At 66.9% G+C, this 17495-nt stretch carries 16 protein-coding genes; 6 read left to right on the top strand and 10 right to left on the bottom strand.

Annotated elements, in window-relative coordinates:
* Positions 1–55 precede the first annotated feature (55 nt).
* Genes IB259_RS08165 through IB259_RS08155 form a run of 3 tightly spaced genes read right to left on the bottom strand, consistent with a single transcriptional unit; the run spans position 56 to position 3807 of the window.
* On the bottom strand, positions 56–1504 hold the full coding sequence (locus IB259_RS08165) for an NAD-dependent succinate-semialdehyde dehydrogenase (protein ID WP_192328507.1): 1449 nt from the start codon (positions 1502–1504) through the stop codon (positions 56–58).
* Between the two features lie 34 nt (positions 1505–1538).
* Positions 1539–2762: an iron-containing alcohol dehydrogenase gene (locus tag IB259_RS08160; RefSeq protein WP_119451252.1), complete on the bottom strand. Its 1224-nt coding sequence runs from the start codon at positions 2760–2762 to the stop codon at positions 1539–1541.
* 31 nt (positions 2763–2793) lie between these two features.
* Entirely contained in the window at positions 2794–3807 is a 1014-nt protein-coding gene (locus IB259_RS08155) for an Ldh family oxidoreductase (protein WP_225590309.1), read from the bottom strand.
* A 110-nt stretch (positions 3808–3917) separates the two neighbouring features.
* Between IB259_RS08155 and IB259_RS08150 the strand changes: the two genes are divergently transcribed.
* Positions 3918–4640 (top strand): GntR family transcriptional regulator, encoded by a 723-nt coding sequence (locus IB259_RS08150; RefSeq protein ID WP_119451254.1) that lies wholly within the window; start codon positions 3918–3920, stop codon positions 4638–4640.
* On the opposite strand, the gene IB259_RS08145 is transcribed toward IB259_RS08150, so the two are convergent.
* Together IB259_RS08145 and IB259_RS08140 are read right to left on the bottom strand one after the other, a co-directional pair.
* Entirely contained in the window at positions 4637–5521 is an 885-nt protein-coding gene (locus IB259_RS08145; protein WP_255509528.1) for a TonB family protein, read from the bottom strand. The two genes, IB259_RS08150 and IB259_RS08145, sit on opposite strands and share 4 nt — an antisense overlap.
* A gap of 90 nt (positions 5522–5611) precedes the next feature.
* Positions 5612–6499 (bottom strand): LysR family transcriptional regulator, encoded by an 888-nt coding sequence (locus IB259_RS08140; RefSeq protein ID WP_225588830.1) that lies wholly within the window; start codon positions 6497–6499, stop codon positions 5612–5614.
* On the opposite strand from IB259_RS08140, the gene IB259_RS08135 reads away from it, so the two are divergent.
* Both IB259_RS08135 and IB259_RS08130 read left to right on the top strand, forming a co-directional pair.
* Complete coding sequence (locus tag IB259_RS08135) at positions 6470–6811, top strand: hypothetical protein (RefSeq protein WP_166738284.1); 342 nt, start codon at positions 6470–6472, stop codon at positions 6809–6811. The two genes, IB259_RS08140 and IB259_RS08135, sit on opposite strands and share 30 nt — an antisense overlap.
* Before the next feature lie 119 nt (positions 6812–6930).
* Entirely contained in the window at positions 6931–8049 is a 1119-nt protein-coding gene (locus IB259_RS08130; protein WP_125470658.1) for a porin, read from the top strand.
* Positions 8050–8081: 32 nt separating this feature from the next.
* On the opposite strand, the gene IB259_RS08125 is transcribed toward IB259_RS08130, so the two are convergent.
* The 5 genes from IB259_RS08125 to IB259_RS08105 all read right to left on the bottom strand — a co-directional run bounded on the left by IB259_RS08125 (position 8082) and on the right by IB259_RS08105 (position 14244).
* Positions 8082–9431 (bottom strand): four-carbon acid sugar kinase family protein, encoded by a 1350-nt coding sequence (locus IB259_RS08125; RefSeq protein WP_192328501.1) that lies wholly within the window; start codon positions 9429–9431, stop codon positions 8082–8084.
* Positions 9428–10705, bottom strand: a complete 1278-nt coding sequence (locus tag IB259_RS08120; protein ID WP_054456223.1) for a ribulose-bisphosphate carboxylase large subunit family protein — start codon at positions 10703–10705, stop codon at positions 9428–9430. The genes IB259_RS08125 and IB259_RS08120 overlap by 4 nt, the downstream gene beginning before the upstream one ends.
* A gap of 23 nt (positions 10706–10728) precedes the next feature.
* Complete coding sequence (locus IB259_RS08115) at positions 10729–11268, bottom strand: VOC family protein (protein ID WP_125470655.1); 540 nt, start codon at positions 11266–11268, stop codon at positions 10729–10731.
* Between the two features lie 66 nt (positions 11269–11334).
* On the bottom strand, positions 11335–13215 hold the full coding sequence (locus tag IB259_RS08110) for a TRAP transporter large permease subunit (RefSeq protein WP_192328498.1): 1881 nt from the start codon (positions 13213–13215) through the stop codon (positions 11335–11337).
* A gap of 9 nt (positions 13216–13224) precedes the next feature.
* Positions 13225–14244 carry a TRAP transporter substrate-binding protein gene (locus IB259_RS08105; RefSeq protein ID WP_054456226.1) on the bottom strand — a complete coding sequence of 340 codons (1020 nt, stop codon included), beginning with the start codon at positions 14242–14244 and terminating at the stop codon, positions 13225–13227.
* Positions 14245–14356: 112 nt separating this feature from the next.
* Between IB259_RS08105 and IB259_RS08100 the strand changes: the two genes are divergently transcribed.
* The 3 genes from IB259_RS08100 (at position 14357) to IB259_RS08090 (ending at position 17442) form a co-directional block, all read left to right on the top strand.
* Entirely contained in the window at positions 14357–15418 is a 1062-nt protein-coding gene (locus tag IB259_RS08100; protein ID WP_054456227.1) for a LacI family DNA-binding transcriptional regulator, read from the top strand.
* A gap of 114 nt (positions 15419–15532) precedes the next feature.
* On the top strand, positions 15533–16432 hold the full coding sequence (locus tag IB259_RS08095; protein ID WP_192328495.1) for a LysR family transcriptional regulator: 900 nt from the start codon (positions 15533–15535) through the stop codon (positions 16430–16432).
* A 101-nt stretch (positions 16433–16533) separates the two neighbouring features.
* Complete coding sequence (locus IB259_RS08090; protein WP_175162228.1) at positions 16534–17442, top strand: transporter substrate-binding domain-containing protein; 909 nt, start codon at positions 16534–16536, stop codon at positions 17440–17442.
* The last annotated feature ends 53 nt before the right edge of the window (positions 17443–17495 follow it).

Here is a 17495-nt window from a genome sequence, read left to right as displayed (position 1 = left end):
CGTGAGGGTTTTGCAATCAGAGGGACGGCCGCGCCAGGGACGCGGCCGTCAGGGCTTACCAATTGGTGGATATGTACTTGGCTTCCATGAACTCAAGCAGCCCATGGTGCGCGCCTTCGCGGCCCAGGCCGCTTTGCTTGACGCCGCCGAAAGGCGCCGCGGGATCGGATACCAGGCCGCGGTTCAGGGCGATCATGCCGCTTTCGATGCGTTCGGATACGCGCAGTCCGCGCGCCAGATCGCGGGTATAGACGTATGCGACCAGCCCATACTCCGTGGCGTTGGCCAAGGCCACGGCTTCGTCCTCGGTATCGAACGCCACGATGGGCGCCACGGGACCGAAGATTTCCTCGGCAAGCAGGTCGGCGTCGGCGGGCACATCCACCAGCACGGTGGGCTCGTAGAAGTGCCCAGCGCGGTCCAGCCGCTTGCCGCCGGCCTTGATCCGCGCACCCTTGGCGACGGCGTCGGCCACCAGCGATGCCACCTTGTCCACCGCGCCCGCATTGACCAAGGGGCCGCATTGGGTGCCGGGATCGACGCCGTCGCCGGTCTTCAGCGCGGCCATGCGCGCGGCGAAGCGGGCGCTGAATTCCTCGACTGCGCCGCGCTGCACGTAGAAGCGATTGGCCGCCGTGCAGGCTTCGCCGCCGTTGCGCATCTTGGCGATCATGGCGCCTTCGACGGCGGCATCGATGTCCGCGTCGTCGAAGACCAGGAACGGCGCATTGCCGCCCAGCTCCATCGAGCAGCTGATGACGGAATCCGCCGCCTTGCGCAGCAGCACGCGGCCCACTTCCGTTGAACCGGTGAAGGAGAGCTTGCGCACGCGCGGATCATCCAGCACCGCGTTGGCGAACTCGCCAGCCGAGGAGGTCGTCAGTACGTTGACCACGCCCGCAGGCACGCCGGCTTCTTCCAGCAGGCGCATGACGGCGTAAGCGGTCAAGGGGGTCTCGGTCGCGGGTTTGAGGATGCAGGTGCAGCCGGCGGCCAGCGCGGGCGCGATCTTGCGGGTTGCCATGGCCGCGGGGAAGTTCCACGGGGTGACCAGCAGGGCGATGCCTATGGGCTGGTACTGCACGATGATGCGGCTGGCGCCGCCGGGCGATACGCTGATGTCGCCATTGATGCGCACCGCCTCCTCGGAAAACCATCGGAAGAACTCGGCGGCGTAGGCGACCTCGCCGCGCGCGTCCGTCAGCGCCTTGCCGTTCTCCTGGGAAATCAGATGTGCCAGATGGTCGGCGTCGCGGACCATCAGTTCATAGCACTTGCGCAGGATTTCGCCGCGCTGGCGCGCGGGTGTAGCTGCCCAGCCTGCGGCAGCGCGCGCCGCTGCGTCCACGGCCGCGGCGGCGTCTTCGAGCGTGGCGTCCGCCACGCTGGCGATTACCTGTTCGGTCGACGGGTCGTACACGTCGATGCGACGGCCCGAGGTGGAGGCGCGCCAGGCGCCGTCGATGTAAAGGTCTGTAGACAGCTTGTTGGCCTCGATGGTCATGCGTCAGCTCCGGATGTGGGTGGAAGGCGGGTTATCAAGATGCGCGAAACGAGCCGCGTCCCGCGTAGGCGGCGGCCACGATGGCGGCGATGCCGTCCTGGTCCAGCGGTCGCGGATTGTTCGTGACCAGGCGCGCGGCCAGCATGGACTGCGCGGCGATCCATTCGAGCTGGTCGGCGCGCACGCCCAGTCCAGCCAGCGTTGCAGGGATGCCGATGCGCGAGAACAGGTCGTAGACATGGCGCGGCGCGCGGGCGGCGAGGCGCGCGGGATCGGTTTCCGTGTCCCCCATCGCCATAGAGATGGCCGCATAGTCCGCGCTGCAGGCCGTTGCGTTGAAATCCATGACATAGGGCATCAGGGTCGCCACGCCTGCGCCGTGCGCCGTGTGCGTCAGCGCGCCGATCGGGTACTGGATGGCGTGGGCCGCCGCGGTGCCCGCCACGCCGAAGGCCAGGCCAGCGGCAAGCGCCGCGGCCATGACCTGGCCCCTGGCATGAAGGTCGGAGCCGTCGTCGACGGCGCGGGGCAGATAGGACGCGAGCGCGCGGATGGCAATCAGCGCCTGCTGGTCGCTGAAGGCGTTCTTGCCAACGAATACGCGGGTCTGCGCGATGTCGGCATCCGGACTGCGACGGACCGCGGTCAGGGCCTCGATGGCATGGGTCAAGGCGTCGGCGCCGGCGATGGCGGTCAGTCCCTTGGGGCAGGTCAGCGTCAGTTCAGGATCGCAGATGGCGGTGTGGGGAATCAGGTGCGGACTGGAGACGCCTACTTTCAGATCGCGGGCGCTATCGGCCAGCACGGCGACTGGCGTGACCTCGGAGCCCGTGCCCGATGTGGTGGGCAGCGCGATCACGGGTAGCACCGGGCCGGGCACCTTGTATTCACCGTAGTAATCGGAGGCCTTCCCGCCATGCGTCAGCAGCAGGCTGACGAGCTTGGCCATGTCCAGGCAACTGCCGCCACCCAGTCCGACGATTACCTCTGGCTGGAACGCGCCGTGCGCTGCCACGCATTCGTAGACGCCCTCGACGGGCAGGTCCGGCTGGGTGCGGTCGTACACCTGGACGCGCACGCCGGCGCTTTCCAGCGTGGCCAGCAGTTCGGACATTTCCGCCGTGGCGGCGAAGCGCTCGTCGGTGCAGATCAGCGCGCGCTGGCCCAGGGCGGCTGCGACGCGGCCCAGCGCAAGGCGCTGGCCGTTGCCGAACAGCACGGCGCGCGGTGCGCGCATGATTCCAAACAATTCATTCATTGTGGATCCTTGAAAGGGTGTCTGGGGAAATTCAGGCGGCGCATTGCGCCAGGTCGAGGATGCGGCGCCAGACCTCGTCGGCCAGTTCGATGCCTGCATCCAGCCGCAGGCGGCGTTCGGTGCGCGCCCGATCGCCTGGCACCGCGACGGGCCGCCCGGGCAGCAGGGCAGGGCAGGCGCGGATGTCATCCAGGTAGCTCGTGACGCGGCTGGCAATCCCGCCCGACCCGGCCTCGATCGCGATGAAGACGTCGCCCTTGTTGCATATCTCGCGGGAATCCAGCGTGCCCTTGACGGCGTTGCCCAGCGCGGATGCCGTCAGGCTGGCGACCAGCACTTCGAACGCCAGGCCCAGCGCGTAACCCTTGGCTTCACCGAAGGGGGCCAGTGCGCCCGCTTTGGCAGCTTCGGCATCCGTGGTGGGGTTGCCGGCGCCGTCGAGCGCCCAGCCCGGCTCGAGTGGCCGGCCATGGTTGGCGTAGTCGTGGATCTTGCCCATGGCGACCTGGCTGGTGGCCATGTCCAGCACGAACGGTTCGTCCGCGGTGGGTACGCCGATAGCGATCGGGTTGGTGCCGATCAGGGCTTGACGGCCGCCCCAGGGATGGACCAGGGCTTCGCTGGTCGACAGGGCCAAAAGGATCTGGCCTTCGCGCGCCGCGCTTTCCGCGTAGAGCGCCAGCATGCCGATATGGTTGTTGTTGCTGACCGCGGCGATGGCGATTCCGGTCTCGCGGGCGCGTTCGCGGATCTGCTCCAGGGCCGCCAGCGCGATCACCGGCCCCAGGCCGCGTTCGCCATCCATGTCCAGGAAAGCTGGGGAGCGCCAGACGGCCGTGCCGCGGGTTTTCGGGTCGGCCACGCCGTTGTGGATGCGTTCGATGATGCGCGGCAGGCGTAGCAGGCCGTGGGACGCGCGCCCGCGCAATTCGGCTTCAAGCAGCAGGTCGGTCTGCGTCGCGGCGTGGTCGGTCGGGGCCCCGGCCAGTTCCAGCGCGCGGATGCAAACCTGCCTTGCCTCCCCCATTTTTATCGTTGTCGTCATAGTGTCGTTAAGTTGTTAAATCCGATCGGATCTGAAATACGATCTGATTTATGCTAACCTCGTAACAAATTGGACGTCAACACATAGTTGGCAAATCGGGTGAAACAACCATGACGACACTCTCTCGCGGTTCCGCAGCCGTACCCTCGACCATGCCCGCGGCCGGCCAGCGCCTGGGCGAGCGCGTGCGGTCGTTGGGCGACGAGGTCTATGAAACGCTGCTGTCGCAGCTCATTTCCCTGAAGATCGCGCCCGGCATGCGCATCGCGGTCGATGCGCTGGTGCGTGAGCTAGGCGTATCGCAAACGCCGATACGCGCCGCGCTGATCCGGCTTGAAACCGAAGGGCTGGTCGTCAAGACGCATCACGTGGGATACAGCGCGGCGCCCATGCCTACGCGCAGGCGTTTCGAGCAGATGTACGAACTGCGCTTGCAGCTGGAGCCATTCGGTGCCGGGCTGGCGGCGCAACGCATGACGGACGCGTCACTGCAGGAACTGGCGGCGCTGTCTGCGGCAATGAGTGCCCCGAGCGCCGATGATGCGCGCGTGGCCTATGGCAAATTCGCCGTGCTGGACGCGCAGTTCCACTCCTGGATCGCGGAGCAGAGCGGCAATGAACTGCTTGCCGAAGCGCTGGCCCGGCTGTACGCGCATACCCATCTGTTCCGACTGCGCTTCCACTCGAGGGTCACGGAAGAAGCCGTGACCGAGCATGCACGCATCGTGCGGGCGCTGAGCGAGCGTGATGCCGATGGCGCTCAGGATGCCATGCGCGACCACATTCTCAGGTCGCGCGAGCGCATGGCGCCGTACTTCGAAATGTTGGATTAGCGCGCGGCCGGTGCAGCCGTATGCCCGCCCAGGCTGATGCCGTCCCGTATCTTGCGGAACGCGGGCAAGGCTGCCGGCATGTCCTCGGCAGTCGCGGTGCAGCGCATCGCGACGCGCAGCGTCGCGGTATCCAGCAAGGCGTTGTATTCCAGCAGGCGCGTGCCATCCGGTCCTGCGCCCGCGGGCGCGACATAGTCGATGCCCTTGGCGCCCTGCAACTCGAAGCCGCTGCGCTGCTCGGGCGATTCGCCCTGCGCGGCCAGGATCGCTTCGGCCGCAGCCATGCGCTCGGCGGCAGAGAGCGGCGCTTCGGCGCCGGGATGCGTCTTCAGCGATTTGCGCGGCGTGCTGAAGCCGACGCCGCACAGGTAGCCGGCCGCGCCCGCGGCTTGCGGCGCGCCGTTGGCGCGGACGATTTCGACCAGCACGTCGAATTCGTCGGATTTGCCGCTCTTCACGATCCGATAGGCAGCGGGCACGGTGACGCCGAATCCGCGCGTCCGGTCGGCGTAGCGGCGCTCGGCGTCGCTGGCGGGCTCCTCGATCATCTGGAACCGCACCGGCAGCATCAGGATTTCCCTGTCGGCCTGCATGTCGCTGGTGAAGGCGGGCAGCGGGCTGGCGCGCCGGACCATGCGGACCGCGGCCTTGTCGATGGCGACATACCCCGAGGAACTGGCGAGGTCCACCGCGTCGATCTTGCCGTCCCGCAGGACAGTGAGGCGCAGGCGCAGGCTTAGGGGACCGTCAAGTTCGTACGCTTCCCTGGGCATTTCCAGATGGCTTTGCAGTTTGCGCATTGCGCCAGTGGTCCATTCGGCCTGATTCGCAGGGGCGGCGGCGGAAACAGCCGCGGACGCGCAGAGGGCGATCGCTGCCATGGTGCAAGCGCGTATCGGCCAGTTCATGTGGGCAAGTCTCCTGATCGTAGGAACCCGCAAAGGCGGGCGCGTCGGCAGCATAACCCGCTGCTAGCGTGAGCAAGCAGCACCCAGGTCCAGGCTGCTGGCCAACAGATTGATGAACTCGCGCACCTTGGGCGATGAGCGCCGCGGCTGCGGGTACACGGCATACAGGTTTCGCTCCGCGGGCTGCCAATCCGGCAGCAGGGACATGAGACGGCCGTCGGCCAGGTCCTGCGCGACCAGATAAGCGGGCAGCAGTCCGATACCGGCGCCGTTCAGCGTTGCGTCGCGCAGGGTCAGGCTGTTGTTGCTGCGCAGGGGGCCGCTGACATGCACGGTTTGCTTCAGGTCGTCTCGCGTAAAGCGCCATTCGTTGTGGTTGGCGCCGCGCTTATAGATCAGGCACTGATGGCTGGCGAGATCCAGGATGTCCTTTGGGGTGCCCTGGCGTTTTAGATAGGTCGGCGCGGCGACCAGCGCCCTGGGCAGGGTGGCGATGGTCTGGGCGCCCGCCGCGAAATGCTTGGGGGTTGCGCCGATATACAGCGCGACGTCGATGTCTTCGTCCGCCGGGTCGAGATACTTGTCGTTGAGTGTCATTTCAACGGTGACCTCGGGAAAGATCGCGGTGAATTCCGTGATCAGGCGGCCCAGATCCGCTGCGCCGAAGGCGATCGGCGCGCGCACCTTCAGGATGCCCCGTGGCGTGGTCTGTACCTGCCCCGCGGTGCGTTCGGCTTCTTCCACATCTTCGAGGATGCGGGTGCATTTTTCGTAGTAGGTCTTGCCCGCATCGGTGAGCACGATGCGGCGAGTGGTGCGCGCAAGCAGCGGCGTGCCTATGTGGTCTTCCAGCGCAGAAACGTTCTTGCTCACCGAGGCGGTGGACATGTTCAAGCGCGTTGCAGCGATCGTAAAGCTTCCATGTTCGACGACCTTGCAGAAGACATTCATTGCGACCAGGCGATTCATATTCTTTCCCGCAACGAAACCGTTTATTTCCGGCGCGACCCTTTAATTGCGGGGTTTGGCGATGTCAATATCGCGGCTGATTATAGCGACGGAGACAGGCGTGGAACAGAAAAGAACAGACGCTTTGGTGCAGTCGCGAGGGGCGGGAAGGATGAGCAGGAATGCCTTCCTCCAATACGCGGGAATCAGTCCGATATCGACGCGGGAGTAGTAGGCATAAGCGGGGAATCCTGGCATTGGCGACGCAGGATCAGGATCTGCATGGCACCGAAGAAAACTATCTGGCAAAGCTGACCAACCTGTAGTCCGAGGCCGTTCGAACACCGGTTCGCGTGGCGCCGAGAGTTGCAGTGTCCTGGGGCTGGCCTATTGCCGGCCACGGCAAACATAACGATTTTCAAAGGGGGTGGTTCATGAAGTATGGAAAGCAATACGGGAAGTGTGGCAAGCAATTCAAGGTCCCGGCGATGTGCGCGGCATTGGCTGTCTATGCCGCGCACTCGCCTGCGGTGTTCGCGCAGTCCAGTCTCAAGTTTTACGGAATAGCGGATACGTATATCGAGTACAAGAGCAACAACATCGATAACAAGAAGCGCGGCGCGTCGGCGGGGCGATCGTCTTCGTCCGGCGGATCCTCGATGCGGATGGGCTCCGGCGGGTTGTCGGGTTCCCGTTGGGGTATGCAGGGAGTGGAGGACCTGGGTGGCGGGATGCAGGCTGTTTTCACGCTTGAAGGCGGCTTGAATACGCATACGGGAACCATGGCCGAGGAGGGACGGCCGTTCAACCGCCAGGCCTTCCTGGGTCTGAACAGCCCCTACGGCATGGTGACTTTGGGAAGGCAATACACCAGCATGTTCAGCCTGTTGTTCCCGATGGTGCCTCAGGCCTACGCGCCGGCCTACGAGCCTTCGGGGGCTCTCTTGGGTGGCGTGCGTCACGACAACTTGGTCAAATATCGTGTCGGGACGGGGGCGCTGTCGGCGCAGGCGCATTACCAGCTCGATGATGCGGCGGGCACGCGTTATCAGCGGTCGGCCTGGGGCGGGGGAGCGAGCTACCTGTCCGGCCTGTTTGGCCTGGCGGCAGTCTACGACGAGGCCGGCGGCGCAAAGCCGACAACCGCGTCGAACCGGCTGCGCAAGCTGGCCTTGAGCGCTTCCTACGCGCCGGATCCTTGGCACCTGACGGCGGGCTACCGCTGGGCGCAGGACAAGACGGCCCGAGGCAGCTTGAACCAGCGCGACGACATGTGGTGGATCGGAGTCGGGTACCGCCTTTCGCGGGTCCTGCAGGTCACTGCCGCGTTTTACTACGACGACGTGAAGGCCGATGCAGGGGGAGGAAATCCGCCGAATCCCAAACAGCATGTCTTGCAGCTGCTTTACAGCGGGCTGTCCAAGCGCACAGACCTGTATGCGGTCGGCGCCTATGCGCGTAACTCCGCGCTGAACTTTGCGCCGCTTGCCACGCTGCCCCCGGGCAAGGATAGCCAGGCCGCCCTGGCGCTGGGCATCCGGCACAAGTTCTGAGGGCATGGCGCGCCGTGGCGCTTCATGCCGGCTCAGGCCGCTCCCGACGCCAACTCATCGAACAGCAGATCGCCGCCCATCTGTCCGCCCTTGAGCATCAGTTCAATGCCGTCGGTCACAGGGTCATCGCTGCGCGTCAGGCTGACCGTCACGCCGGGCGCCAGCACGCAGCGGAACGCCAGGCCCCAGACGCCCAGGGCCAACGTCGCCTGGCTGGAGGTGTCGCCGCCGGCGATGCCGATGCGTGACAGGCGCGCGCCGGCTTGCGCGCTGGCGCGCACGATATCCGCCACCAGTTGACCGGTGGCGCGGGCGGTCGCGGCGGTCTGATGGGGTGCAAGGGGCTGGGCGGGCCGGTCGGTGTGCGCCAGCACGTTACGCCCCTGGGCCAGCGTGGCGGCGGCCAACTGGGCTTGTTGAGCGGCGTAGGCTGGGTCTTGCAAGAGCCGTTGCGCCTGCAGCGGCTGGAGCTGGTATTGCCGGCACGCGGCGATCTGCCTGGCCGTGACTGGAGACAGGCTGCCGGCGACCGCCAGCACGGGGCCCGAGGCCGGTTGCAGCGGCGCGGCTGCGGCGCTGCCGCCGCCGGCTGGCGTGGCACGGGCCAGCGCCTGCTGCACGCTGCTGGGGCCGACCGCCAGTAACGGCAGGCAGGACGCCGCGCGCCAGATGAGCCGGCCGATGATGGCCAGCTGTTCTTCGTCGACCAGGTCCAGCAGCAGCGGTCCGTCGGTGCTTTCGATGACCTGGTCGATCCAGTCGTCCAGCAGCGGCGCATCCGCCGCCCGCCGCAGCCGCGGGTAGGCCGTGTGCGGCAAGGAGCGGATGTCCGCCAAGCCTTGCGCCGCCAGGTGCAGGCGCAGGTCGGCTTCGTGCATGGGGGTGACGGGATGCGCGCTCATGACCGGATGGCGGTCGATGCGGTGGATCTCGGGCGCGGAGCCCGCGCGCGCGAACAGCTGGGCGAAGCTGCAATAGCGGCCGATGCTGGGCTGCCCGCCCACGATAGGCACCAGCGGGTTGGGCATGTGGCGGTGCAGTTCGCGCACGGCGGCGCCGATGCTGCCCACGTGCGGCGCGCTGTCGAAGGTGGAGCAGCATTTGTAATGCAGCACGCGCACGCCCGCACCCGCCATGTAGCGGCCCACGGCCTGCAGTTCGGCCTGCATTTCGGCTGGCGCCATGCCGCGCGCCGCGCCGGCGATGCCAATGGCGTCCAGCGGTCCGGCGCGGCGCAGCTGGTCCGGCGTCGGCACGCCCAGGAACAGCAGGCTGCGCAGGCCGGCGCGCGCGGTTTCGGCCAGCGTATCCGTGGCGCCGGTGAAGTCGTCGCCGTACCAGCCCAGCCGCGGCCGCGTTGCGTCTTGCGCGGCTGAACTCATGCGCGGCTGCCGAAGAACTCGATGGCGCGCCGCAGTTCCGGGGCGTTGCGCGCGTAGTCTTCCAGGCGCTCGCCGTCGCGCATGGCCTGCCAGGCCTGGCGGATGCTGAGCACGCCTGCGGCGGGTCCGTCCGGGTGGGCGAGGATGCCGCCGCCGGACATGAACAGCAGATCGTCGCTGCGCACGGCGGCCCAGGTGGCGGGCACGGTGCCAGCCCATTGGCCGGACGAAAACGCCGGCATGACGGGGTCATCGATCCCGGGAGTCAGCGAGGCCAGGCAGTCGCGCGCGGACTCGACGACTTCGGCGTCTTCCTGGGCGAACTTACCTTGCAGGCCGTGCACGTGCATATGGTCCACACCGGCCAGCCGCCATAGCGTCTGGTAAGCCTGGAAGCCCACGCCCAGCATGGGGTGGCGCGACAGCGCGCCGTAACCATTGCGGTGGCCGTGCAACGCCAGCGGGGTGCTGCGGCGCAAGGTCTGGATGGCCGAGTAGCCGCAATGGTTCAGGCTGGCCATGACGCAGGAGCCGCCTTCGCGTTCGATCAGGTCGGCGTGGCGGCGCATGGCGTCGGTCTCGTCGCTGATGTTGAACGCCACCATGACCTGCCGTCCGGTGCGCTCGCGGTGTGCGCGCACCACCGCCATGACGGCGGCGACGCGTTGCGCCAGCGGCGCGTGGGCGGGGTTGGCGCAGACCTCGTCGTCCTTGATGAAGTCCACGCCTGCATTGCACAGCTGCGCCGCCAGATGCGCGGTCTGCTCGGGCGACAGGCCGACGTTGGGCTTGATGATGGTGCCTACCAGCGGACCGTGCGCCACGCCGGTCAGTTGCCGCGTGCCGGCAATGCCCGCGCGCGGCATGTCGAACTGGGCGCGGTAGTTGGCCGGCAGTTCCATGCTTTCCAGGCGCAGCCCCGTGACTTCGCCCAGGTCGTACAGGTTGCCGCCTACCGTGGCTGCCAGCGTCGGCAGGTTGGCGCCGACGTTGGCGACGGGAAAGGCGATGCGCACGCGGGCGCGCTGGTAGCGGCCAGGCATGCCGCCCGGCTGCCGCGCCAGCCAGGCGTTGGGCAGGCTGGGCGCGGATGCGGACTCCAGGGGTTCGATGGACTCGATCCGCGCCCGGGCGCGGGCGCGCAGTTCGTCGGTTTCGCCCTGCACCCGCGTGAAGGTGCCGCAGGATTGCTCGCCAGCCATGATCTCCGCGACCTTGCCGGGGTCCAGCGGGGTTTCGATCAGGTAGGTGGCGGTAAACGATTGGGAATTCATGGCGGAGGTGGCAGGTAAGGGGATCAGATCCGGTTCAGATCGGGGAAGGGGCGCACGGGGTCCCTGCCGTCCCAATCCCGGGCGCTGTCGCGGATCAGGTCGAACAGGCGGCCCTTGGGACCGGCCACTTCGGACAGCTCGATCACGGTGCCGGGGTGGTACTCGGTGTCGAAGTAGATGAAGCGGCCTTTCTCGCCCACTTCGCCGCTCATCTTGGGCTTGAAGCCTTGCGCCAGCAGGCGCTCCAGGTCGGCGTCGTAGCTTTCGGTCCAATAGGCCACGTGCTGCAGCCCGGTGCGGCCGGCCTGCAGGAAGTCGCGGTACATGGAGGGCACGTCGTTGCGGGTCTGGATCAGCTCGACCTGCACGAAGCCGGAATTCGCCAGCGCCACCGAGTTGTGCGGTTCGTGGCGCTCGCCGTCGTACTGGTAGTTCACGATGGGCACGCGCGGGTTGTAGTACCAGGGCCCCACGCCCAGCGTGCTGCTCCAGTAGTCCATGGCGGCTTCGATGTCGTGGACCACATAACCGAGTTGGCGGATTTCGCCCAGGAAACGACTCATGATGGATTCTTTGCGGGAGAGGTTTGAGGATGTCGGGAGGATGCGGCCCGCTGCGGGCCGCGGACCTCACAGGAAACCGATGGAGAACCAGGGGAAGGCCGCGACGATCACCAGGCCCACCAGCAGCGCGGCGACGTAGCCCCAGATCGGGCCTATGCCTTCGTTGGGATCGACGCGGCTGATGGCGCAGGCGCCGTAGTAGCCCACGCCGAAGGGCGGCGCGAACAGGCCTATGCCCATGGCGAAGATCACGACCATGGCGTAGTGCACTTCGTGCACGCCGGCCTGCGCCGCGATCGGGAACAGCAGCGGGCCGAACAGCACGATAGCGGGTATGCCTTCCAGCACGCTGCCCAGGATGATGAAGGCTACGATGGAGACGGCCAGGAAGCCGTAGCTGCCGCCGGGCATGCCGGCCATCAGCTTGGCCAGGTCGCCGGAGAAGCCGGACTGCGTCAGCGCCCAGGCCATGGCGGTGGCGCAGCCCACGATCAGCATGATGGCGCCCGACAACGAGGCGGTCTCGATCAGCATGGGCTTCAAGCGGGCCCAGTCGAAGCGCCGGTAAATCAGCAGGCCGACCACTGCCGAATACACGATGCCGATGGTCGAGACCTCGGTGGCGGTGGCCACGCCTTCGACGACCGCGGCGCGGATTACGAAGGGCAGGGCCACGGCGGGCAGAGCGATGACGAAGAAGCGTCCGATCTCGCGGGCGCTGAAGCGCTGCGCCAGGCTCAGGTCTTCCTTGCGGTAGCGCCACCACACCACCGAGCACAAGGCCAGGCCCAGCACCACGGCCGGCAGCAGCCCGCCCGTGAAGAGCGCGGCGATGGACACGCCGGTCACCGAGCCTATGGTGATGAGCACGATGGACGGCGGAATGGTCTCGGTCTGCGCGCCGGTGGCCGACAGCAGCGCCACCAGGTCGCCGGGTTTGGCGCCGCGCTTCTGCATTTCCGGGAACAGCACGGGCGCGATGGCTGCCATGTCGGCGATCTTGGATCCCGAGATGCCGGACACCAGGTACATGGCGCCGATCAGCACATAGGACAGTCCGCCGCGCACGTGGCCCAGCAGGCTGGCGAGGAACTGGATCATGGCGCGCGCCATGCCGGTCATCTCGATCAGCGAACCCAGGAAGATGAAGAGCGGCACCGCCAGCAGCATCAAATGCGACATGCCCTCGTCCAGCCGGCCCACCATCACCACCATGGGCGTGTTGGTGGTCAGGGCCAGGTAGGAGAACGTGGCCAGCGCGAACGAAAAGGCAATGGGCACGCCCGAGAACACCGTGGCGGCGACGATGCCCACGAAGAAGATCAGCAGGTTCAGCTTGCCCAGCGTGGCGAAGAGGGGCTGCGCCACCCAGAACAGCGCGACCACCGCCGCGGCTCCCGCCAGCGCCGCCAGCATTTGCGGCGCGGTCTGGGTGCGCAGCAGGCGCAGCAGCGCCACCACCGCCATCAGTCCCATGCCCACCGGAATCGCGGCGGCGCGCCAGGCGTTGCTGAGTTCCAGCGCAGGCGTGACGATGAAGTGTTCTTCATGCGCGTATTCCACGGCAGGCGCCAGGATCAGCGCCAGGAATGCCAGCGACGCGGCCAGCGCCAGCGTTTCCAGCTGCGCGCGGCGCGCCGGGCTGACGTTGTTGACCAGCGCCGTCATCCGCATGTGTTCGCCGCGCCGCAGGGCGACCACCGCGCCCAGCATCGACAGCCACAGGAACAGGATGGACGCCAGCTCGTCGGACCAGACCAGCGGACTGTGGAAGGCGTAGCGCGCGACGACGCCCGCGAACAACACGGCGATCTCGATCAGCACGATGGCCGCGGCCACGTGTTCGACCACGCTGCCCAGCAGCGCGTCGAGCGCGCCGGCGGCGCGGCGCAAAGGGTGTGCCGGCAGCGCCTGCGGCGCCGCGTGGGGAGCGGACAGGGAGGACATGGTGCGTCCTCAGGCCAGCTTGCCGACGGCCTGCTCCAGCAGGGTCCAGGCCTCGTTGCCGAAGCGGCCCTGCCATTCCTTGTAGAAGCCGGCGGCGCGCAATTGCTCGCGGAAGCTGTCGGCCGACGGCTGGTTGAACAGCAGCCCCTTGCCCTCCAGGTCCGACTGCACCGAGGCGTTCAGCTTCTTGATGTCTTCGCGCTGGGCCAGGCCCGCCTCGTTGATGCCGCGCGCCACCACCGTCTTCAGGTCTTGCGGCAAGCCTTCCCACATGCGGCCGTTGGCGATGAACCAGTAGCCGTCCCAGATGTGGTTGGTGAGCGAGCAGTATTTCTGCACTTCGTACAGCTTGGCCACCTGGATGATGGGCAGCGGGTTTTCCTGCGCGTCCACCACCTTGGTCTGCAGCGACGAATAGACCTCGCTGAACTGCAGGCTGGCAGGGGCGGCGCCCAGGCCCTTGAACATCGAGATCGGCAGCGAGCTGACCGGCACACGGATCTTCAAGCCTTCCATGTCCGCCGCGGACTTGACCGGCGCCTTGCTGCTGGTGGTCTGGCGAAAGCCGTTGTCCCACATCTTTTCGAAGGCGTAGAGGCGGCGCTGTGCGATGGCGGCGCGCACGTGGGCGCCCAGCGCGCCGTCCATGGCGCTCCAGACCTGGTTGTAGTCCTTGAAGGCGAAGCCCACGGCATTGATCGCCGCCACCGGCACCAGGGTCGCGATGACCAGTGCGGAAGGGGTGAAGAAGTCGATGCCGCCCGAGCGCACCTGGGCCAGCATGTCGGTGTCCCCGCCCAACTGGTTGTTCGGGAAGATCTTGATGTCCACGCGGCCGTTGCTTTCCTTGAGAATGCGTTCGGCGGCTTCCTGGGCGCGGATGTTCAGCGGGTGCGTGACCGGCAGGTTGTTGCCGTACTTGAGCGTGTAGTCGGCGGCGCGGGCGATCAGCGGGAAGCCCGAGGTCAGGGCGACGGCGGGAACCGCGCAAAGGCGGCGCAGGGCGCTACGGCGTGTCAGCAGCTTCATGGTTGTCTCCATAATCTTGGTTATGATGTTTTTTGATGTGCCACAACAGCGCCAGTACCATGCGGCAGAGTGGACAATAGTGAATCGTTGCCAATATCGTCAAACCTGATTAATGATGGATTTTGATGTGAATCGCATGCCTCCCGAACGCAAGCTCGCGCGTCTGGCCGATGTGGCGGAGCGCGCAGGAGTGTCCACCGCCACGGCCGACCGGGTCCTGAACCGCAGGCCCGGCGTGCGCGCCAGCACCGCCCAGAAAGTCTTCAAGGCGGCCATCGAACTCGACTACCTGCCCGAACAGGAGGTCCGCGCGGCGGCCGCGCCCGAGCCCCTGCGGCTGGTGTTCCTGCTGCCGCGCGGCAGCAACCGCTACCTGCGCATGCTGGGCGATACCGTCAGCTATGCGCAGGAGCACTTCGGGCCGCTCAACGCCAGGTGCCAGGTCGAGTACGTGGAGAGCTTCAATCCGGACGCGCTGGCGCAGGCCCTGGCCAAGCACGGCAAGCGCGCCGACGGCATCGCCTTCATGGCGCTGGAACACCCGGCGGTGCGTGAGGCCGTCAACCTGCTGGCGCAGCAGGGCGTGCCTGCGGTGACGCTGATCTCCGATCTGGCCAACAGCGCCCGCGTGGCCTATGTGGGCCTGGACAACCGCGCGGCCGGGCGCACCGCGGGCTACCTGATCGCACGCTTTATCGGGTCGCGCGCGGCGCACGTGGCGCTGATCGCCGGGTCGCGCCACTACCGCGCCCACGAAGAGCGGGAAGGCGGCTTCCTGCAGCTGTACGCCGAACAGTTCCAGGCCATGCAGGTGGTGGACCTGCGCGAAGGCTACGACGACGCGCAGCGCAATTACGAACAGACCCGCCAGCTGCTGGAGCAGTATCCGCAGCTGGCCGGCATCTACAACATCGGCGGCGCGTCCGACGGCGTGGCGCGCGCGCTGAAGGAAGCCGGGCAGCAACACCGGGTGGTCTTCATCGGCCACGGCCTCACGCCCGACACCCGCGCGCTGCTGATCGACGGCACCATGGACGCCGTCATCACGCAAAGCCCGATGGAGGCGCTGATGAGCTGCGTGCGCATCTTCTGCAACCTGCGCGACAAGCGCAGTCCGATGAACGGGGTGGAGCTGGCGCGCAGCCAGGTGATCTTCCGGGAAAACCTGCCCTAGGCGGAAAAGTCGGGAGTAACCCTGACTGCGGGGGCGTTATGCAAACTATGCATAAGCCCGCCGGGCGCGGTCCCTATACTGCCTCGCATTCACTCTGACGGCGCGGCGGTTGCAATGGATCTACGTTGGTTCCAGGATTTCCTGACCTTGGCGGAATGCGGACAGTTCACCACGGCGGCTGAGCTGCGGCATGTATCGCAGTCGGCGTTCAGCCGCCGCATCCAGTCCCTGGAAACCTGGGCAGGCGCCGCGCTGATCGACCGCGGCTGCTTTCCCTTGCGTCTGACGGCGGCGGGCGAACAGTTCCGTTCCAACGCCGCCGAAATCGTGCGCAAGGTGGTGGATGCGCGCGGCGAGGCCGGCGTCACCGGCCATGACGGCGCGGTCCTCAGGGTGGCCATGCCCCATTGCCTGGCAACCTCGCACTTCCCGGGCTGGTGCGTGCGCTGGAAGGAAGAGAGCGGGGTCGAGTCGCTGCGCCTGCATGTGGGCAATGTGCATGATTCGGTCGAGTGGCTGGCGGCCGGCGTGGTGGACCTGCTGGTGTGCTTTCGCCACGCCGCGGAAGACATACAGCTGGATCCGCAAGCCTATATGCGGACCGGCATGGAGCCCGACTTCCTGCGACTGTTCCGCCCCGCCTCGATGCCGGTGGACGAGGCCGCACTGTACGACGCCGATTCTGCCGCGCGTTACCCCTATGTGTCGCACGCCCAGGGCGCCTATTTCCGGCGGCTGGTCGACCTGTCTTGCGGCGACCTCTTGCAACGCCCCGTCCTGCAGCGCGTCTGCGAAACCGATTTCGTGGACGGCGCCCGCACGCTGGTCAGCGCCGGCGTGGGTTTGGCGTGGCTGCCCGAGTCCAGCGCCCGGGTGTCGGTGGACGCGGGAGAGATCGTGGCGATCAAGGACCGGCGCTGCGCCGTCCCGATGCAGATCTGCATGTATGCGCGCCGCCAGGGACCAGCCCAAGAGCCGGTGGAGCGCGTGTTCAACCTCTATACCCAACGTTGACTGGCCGCGCCCGAAGCTCCCGCCACGGCAGGGAGACGGGCGCGCTCGGCGGCGAGTCCTGCGCAGCACCCCACAAGTACATGAATCCCAAGGAGAAAAGCATGGCACTTTCCATCAAGGCATTGATCGCGGCATTGACGGTTGCAATGGCAGGCCCCGTCGCGGCCCAGCAGCTGGACGGCACGCTGAAGAAGGTCGCGGACACCGGCGCGATCACCATCGGCCATCGCGAGACCTCGATTCCGTTTTCCTACTACGACGGCAACCAGAAGCCTGTCGGCTACTCGATCGACATCTGCAATCGCATCGTCAGCGCGGTGCAGGCCCGTCTGAAGCGCAGCGACATCCAGGTGAAGTATCTGCCCGTCACCTCCGCCACGCGCATTCCGCTGATGGGCAACGGCACCATAGACCTGGAATGCGCCTCGACTTCCAACACCCTGGACCGCCAGCAGCAGGTGGCGTTCTCGGTCACGACCTTCGTCACCGGCAACCGGTTCCTCAGCCAGAAGTCCTCCAAGTTGCGCAGCGTCGACGATCTGAAGGGCAAGGTCGTGGCCTCTACCTCCGGGACCGCGAACATCCGCCAGATCAACGAGCTGAACGAAAAGCGCGGGCTGGGCATGAGGATCGTGCCCGTGAAGGAACACGCGGAAGGCTTTCTGATGGTCGAGACCGGCCGCGCCGCCGCTTTCGTCATGGACGACATCCTGCTCTACGGCTTGATCGCCAACGCCAAGCAGCCGGACCGCTACGAGGTGTCCGACGAGTCTCTGTCGATCGAACCCTACGCCATCATGCTGCGCCGCGACGATCCGCAGTTCAAGGCGCTGGTGGACGACACCATCAAGGCCCTTTATGCCAGCGGCGAGTTCCAGGCGCTGTATGACCGCTGGTACCGCAGCCCGCTGCCGCCCAAGGGCATCAACCTGAACGTGGCGATGAGCGAGGCGCTCAAGCGCGTGGTCGCCACGCCCACCGATTCGGGCGATCCCGCCGCCTACCGCTAGGCCCGGAACCTGCCGCAATACGCCGATGCGCGGCCCCGCCCCGGGGGCCGGGA

This window comes from Achromobacter sp. ACM04, from assembly GCF_014851465.1.
Classification (GTDB): domain Bacteria; phylum Pseudomonadota; class Gammaproteobacteria; order Burkholderiales; family Burkholderiaceae_B; genus Achromobacter; species Achromobacter aegrifaciens.
This window is presented reverse-complemented; position numbering and strand designations above follow the sequence as displayed.

Bases quoted from the DNA above. Each gene is read 5' to 3' on its own strand.
- IB259_RS08165 (WP_192328507.1), bottom strand. From the start codon at position 1,504: ATGACCATCGAGGCCAACAAGCTGTCTACAGACCTTTACATCGACGGC.
- IB259_RS08160 (WP_119451252.1), bottom strand. From the start codon at position 2,762: ATGAATGAATTGTTTGGAATCATGCGCGCACCGCGCGCCGTGCTGTTC.
- IB259_RS08155 (WP_225590309.1), bottom strand. From the start codon at position 3,807: ATGACGACAACGATAAAAATGGGGGAGGCAAGGCAGGTTTGCATCCGC.
- IB259_RS08150 (WP_119451254.1), top strand. From the start codon at position 3,918: ATGACGACACTCTCTCGCGGTTCCGCAGCCGTACCCTCGACCATGCCC.
- IB259_RS08145 (WP_255509528.1), bottom strand. From the start codon at position 5,521: ATGGCAGCGATCGCCCTCTGCGCGTCCGCGGCTGTTTCCGCCGCCGCC.
- IB259_RS08135 (WP_166738284.1), top strand. From the start codon at position 6,470: ATGTTCGACGACCTTGCAGAAGACATTCATTGCGACCAGGCGATTCAT.
- IB259_RS08140 (WP_225588830.1), bottom strand. From the start codon at position 6,499: ATGAATGTCTTCTGCAAGGTCGTCGAACATGGAAGCTTTACGATCGCT.
- IB259_RS08130 (WP_125470658.1), top strand. From the start codon at position 6,931: ATGAAGTATGGAAAGCAATACGGGAAGTGTGGCAAGCAATTCAAGGTC.
- IB259_RS08125 (WP_192328501.1), bottom strand. From the start codon at position 9,431: ATGAGTTCAGCCGCGCAAGACGCAACGCGGCCGCGGCTGGGCTGGTAC.
- IB259_RS08120 (WP_054456223.1), bottom strand. From the start codon at position 10,705: ATGAATTCCCAATCGTTTACCGCCACCTACCTGATCGAAACCCCGCTG.
- IB259_RS08115 (WP_125470655.1), bottom strand. From the start codon at position 11,268: ATGAGTCGTTTCCTGGGCGAAATCCGCCAACTCGGTTATGTGGTCCAC.
- IB259_RS08110 (WP_192328498.1), bottom strand. From the start codon at position 13,215: ATGTCCTCCCTGTCCGCTCCCCACGCGGCGCCGCAGGCGCTGCCGGCA.
- IB259_RS08105 (WP_054456226.1), bottom strand. From the start codon at position 14,244: ATGAAGCTGCTGACACGCCGTAGCGCCCTGCGCCGCCTTTGCGCGGTT.
- IB259_RS08100 (WP_054456227.1), top strand. From the start codon at position 14,357: ATGATGGATTTTGATGTGAATCGCATGCCTCCCGAACGCAAGCTCGCG.
- IB259_RS08095 (WP_192328495.1), top strand. From the start codon at position 15,533: ATGGATCTACGTTGGTTCCAGGATTTCCTGACCTTGGCGGAATGCGGA.
- IB259_RS08090 (WP_175162228.1), top strand. From the start codon at position 16,534: ATGGCACTTTCCATCAAGGCATTGATCGCGGCATTGACGGTTGCAATG.